Origin of the sequence: Saccharopolyspora sp., from assembly GCF_017434145.1 — a bacterium.
Lineage (GTDB): Bacteria > Actinomycetota > Actinomycetes > Mycobacteriales > Pseudonocardiaceae > Saccharopolyspora_C > Saccharopolyspora_C galaxeae.
In genome coordinates this window covers 1-3,563 of the sequence record NZ_JAFRFW010000352.1, presented here as the reverse complement: position 1 = coordinate 3,563, position 3,563 = coordinate 1, and the positions used below count along the sequence as shown (strand labels likewise).

Here is a 3,563-nt window from a genome sequence, read left to right as displayed (position 1 = left end):
TTGCCCGCGGCCAGCGCCGGAGCGAGCACGCTCACCAGGCCGAGCAGCGCGGACTCCTGCGGTGCGAGCACCGCCACCACACCGGTCGGTTCCGGAACGCTGAACGAGAAGTAGGGGCCTGCCACCGGATTCACGGACCCGAGCGCGGTGGCGATCTTGTCGGTCCAGCCCGCGAACCACACCACGCGGTCGATCGCGGTGTCCACGAGCGACGCCGCGGCGGCCGGGCCGACGCCTTCGGCGGCCGCGACCTCGGCGCGGAACTGGTCCCGCCTGCCCTCCATCACTTCGGCGATGCGGAACAGCACCTGGCCGCGGTTGTACGCGGTCGCGCCGGACCAGCCCGGGAAAGCCTTGTGCGCGGCGGAAACCGCGTCCCGCGCGTCCTTGCGGGACGCTTCGGCGACGTTGCCGAGGAACGCGCCCGAAGCGTCGTGCACCGGCCGCACGCGCCCCGATTCGGAACGGGGGAAGGCGCCGCCGATGTAGAGCTTGCAGGTCTTGGCGACGGCCAGCCGGGCGGGTGCGGCGGACCCGGTGCCGCTCGACGGTCCGGTGTTCTCCGCGTCCCCGGAGTTGCCCGTGAGGTCGGGATCCGCGCCGGATTCGGGGGTTCTCGCGGGAACCGCCGCTGCTTCGGCGTTCGCGCCGGCGTCGGAAGTCGCCGTCTCGGGAGTGGCCGTCTCGGAAGTCGCAGCGCCCGGAGTCGCCGCGTCCGAACTCGCCGCGTCAGAAGTCAAGGTAAGCCTCCAGTCCCGCGCGCCCGCCTTCCCGGCCGAAACCGGACTCCTGGTAACCGCCGAACGCCGCGGACGGATCGAAGCGGTTGAACGTGTTCGCCCACACCACCCCGGCCCGGATCCGCTGCGCCGCCCACTGCGCGCGCGAACCCTTCTCCGTCCAGATCCCGGCCGAGAGGCCGTACGGGGTGTTGTTCGCCTTGCTGATCGCTTCGTCCGGCGTGCGGAAGGTCAGCACCGACAGCACCGGCCCGAACACCTCCTCGCGCGCGATGCGCATCGACTGCTGCACGTCGGTGAACACCGTGGGGGCGAAGAAGAAACCCTTCTCCGGCAGCGGGCACCGGCTGGACCAGCGCTGCGCGCCCTCGGCTTCCCCGGCCGCGGCCAGCTCGGTGATCCGGTCGAGCTGCTCGGCGGAGTTGATCGCGCCCACGTCGGTGTTCTTGTCCATCGGGTCGCCCACCCGCAGCGTGCCGATCCGCGCGCGCAGCTTCGCCAGCAACGCCTCGGCGACCGATTCCTGCACCAGCAGCCGGGAACCGGCGCAGCAGACCTCGCCCTGGTTGAAGAACACGCCGTTGACCACGCCCTCGACGGCCTCGTCCAGCGGGGCGTCGTCGAACACGACGTTCGCGGCCTTGCCGCCGAGCTCCAAGGTGAGCCGTTTGCCGCTGCCGGCCAGCTCGCGCTGGATCTGCTTGCCCACGGCGGTGGATCCGGTGAACGCGACCTTGTCCACGCCCGGGTGCGCCACCAGACCGGCGCCGACATCACCGGCACCGGGCAGGATGTTGACCACGCCCGCGGGCAGGCCCGCCTGCAGGCAGATGTCGGCGAAGACCAGCGCGGTCAGCGGCGTCGTCTCGGCCGGTTTCAGCACGACGGTGTTGCCGCAGGCCAGTGCGGGCGCGACCTTCCAGGCCAGCATCAGCAGCGGGAAGTTCCACGGGATCACCCCCGCCGCGACGCCCAGCGGGCGCGGGTCCGGGCCGAATCCGGCGTAGCCGAGCTTGTCCGCCCAGCCGGCGTGGTGGAAGAAGTGCGCGGCGGCCGCGGGCACGTCGAAGTCCCGCGACTCCTTGATGGGTTTGCCGTTGTCCAGCGTTTCCAGCACGGCCAGTTCGCGGGCGCGTTCCTGCACCAGCCGGGCGATGCGGAACAGGTACTTCGCCCGCTCCGATCCGGGCATCGGAGCCCACACGTCCTCGTGCGCCCGCCGCGCAGCGCGCACCGCGGCGTCCACATCGGACGGTGCGGCGGTGCTGACTTCGGCGAACGGTTCGCCGGTGGCCGGGTTGAGCGTCTTGAGCGGCTCCCCGCGGCCGTCGGTGAACTCCCCGTCCACGAACATCCGGTACCGCGCCTGCAGATTCGCCACCGCGGCCGACTCCGGCGCGGGCGAGTACTCCCAGAACGTCATGCGTCCACCGCCACGTGTCCGGCGGCCGAGTAGTGGCCGTCGCGTTGCGTCCGCCGCTGCATCAGCAGATCTCCCAGCAGGCTCGATGCCCCGAAGCGGAACAGCCGCGGAGTCAGCCACTCCGGCCCGGCCACCTCGTGCACCGCCACCAAGTACTTCATCGCGTCCTTCGTGTTCCGGATGCCGCCTGCGGGTTTCACCCCGCGCAGCTCGCCGGTGCGGTCCAGCCAGTCCCGCACGGTCCGCAGCATCAGCGTGGTCACCGGCAGCGTCGCGGCGGGAGAGACCTTGCCGGTGGAGGTCTTGATGAAGTCGCCGCCCGCCAGCAGCGCCAGCCAGGACGCGCGCCGCACGTTGTCGTAGGTGGCGAGCTCCCCGGTTTCCAGGATGACCTTGAGGTGCGCGTCGCCGCAGACCGCCTTCACCGCGCGGATCTCGTCGAAGACCTCGCCGTAGCGGCCGGACAGGAACGCGCCCCGGTCGATCACCATGTCCACTTCGGACGCTCCGGCGGCCACGGCCAGCTCGACCTCGGCGAGCTTCACCTGCCGCGACGAGCGGCCGGACGGGAAGGCGGTGGCGACCGAGGCCACGCCCACTCCGGAACGGCCCAGCGCTTCGACCGCCGTGGCGGCCATGTCGGGGTAGACGCACACGGCCGCGACCGGCGGGGTGTCCGGGTGCTCGGGATCCGGGCGGCGGGCCTTCGCCGCCAGCGCGCGGACCTTGCCCGGGGTGTCGGCGCCTTCCAGGGTCGTCAGGTCGACCATGCCGATGGCGGTGTCGATGGCCCAGCGCTTGGCGTCGGTCTTGATGCTGCGGGTGCCCAGCGCGGCGGCCCGCTGCTCCAAGCCCACTTGGTCGACTCCGGGCAGGCCGTGCAGGAACCGGCGGAGCGCTGCTTCGTCGCGGGTGGCGTCGGCGAGCTCCGGTTCGACCATGCGGGCAGTCTAGGTCAGCGAACGGCCGCGCTCGATGCGCCGGACCTGGCGAATTCCCGCACCGGTGCGTCGATCACGAGTCGGGCAGCGACTTGCCCGTCCCGTTCTAGCGTGCGGGGGAGCCGGTCAGCGGTCGTCGAGGATCGAGCAGGGCCGGTCCCGGTGGGCGCCGGGCGGCAGGGACTTGAGCTCCTCGGCGGTGAACTCGCGGTCTTCGAGCCGGCACAGGTCGGCCGCGGCCCGCCAAGGGTCGAGCGGGATGCGGTGCGAGGCCTTGGTGCACGGCGTCCGCGGTGCGGCTCAACGCGCCCTGCACACCACCGATGCGCTGGTAGGCGTCGTGGGTCAGGAACCCGCCGAAGCGGTTCTGCCACAGCTGCCGGGGCCAACGCTTCCTCGGCATCGTCCGCCATTTCGCCTCCAGCCCTCGCGCGGCACAACCGCCGCTGACCGTTCGGG

The 3,563-nt window shown here is 72.1% G+C and carries 4 protein-coding genes; all 4 read right to left on the bottom strand.

Annotation, left to right across the window (positions count from 1 at the left end; translation table 11 throughout):
• Positions 1–515, bottom strand: a 515-nt coding sequence (locus IJH84_RS09725; RefSeq protein ID WP_295142973.1) for an aldehyde dehydrogenase family protein, incomplete at its 3' end; no start/stop codon positions are given.
• A gap of 214 nt (positions 516–729) precedes the next feature.
• The gene (locus IJH84_RS09720; protein ID WP_295142970.1) at positions 730–2,163 is read right to left on the bottom strand and encodes an aldehyde dehydrogenase family protein; all 1,434 of its coding nucleotides are present in this window, start codon (positions 2,161–2,163) and stop codon (positions 730–732) included.
• Positions 2,160–3,104 carry a deoxyribose-phosphate aldolase gene (deoC, locus tag IJH84_RS09715; RefSeq protein WP_200068599.1) on the bottom strand — a complete coding sequence of 315 codons (945 nt, stop codon included), beginning with the start codon at positions 3,102–3,104 and terminating at the stop codon, positions 2,160–2,162. The genes IJH84_RS09720 and deoC overlap by 4 nt, the downstream gene beginning before the upstream one ends.
• A gap of 106 nt (positions 3,105–3,210) precedes the next feature.
• A complete protein-coding gene (locus IJH84_RS29235) occupies positions 3,211–3,507 on the bottom strand; it encodes a hypothetical protein (RefSeq protein ID WP_367269000.1) in 297 nt (98 codons plus the stop codon).
• Positions 3,508–3,563 lie beyond the last annotated feature (56 nt).

Excerpts from the sequence above, each read along its gene's own strand:
- IJH84_RS09720 (WP_295142970.1), bottom strand. The coding sequence starts at position 2,163 with ATGACGTTCTGGGAGTACTCGCCCGCGCCGGAGTCGGCCGCGGTGGCG.
- deoC (WP_200068599.1), bottom strand. The coding sequence starts at position 3,104 with ATGGTCGAACCGGAGCTCGCCGACGCCACCCGCGACGAAGCAGCGCTC.
- IJH84_RS29235 (WP_367269000.1), bottom strand. The coding sequence starts at position 3,507 with ATGCCGAGGAAGCGTTGGCCCCGGCAGCTGTGGCAGAACCGCTTCGGC.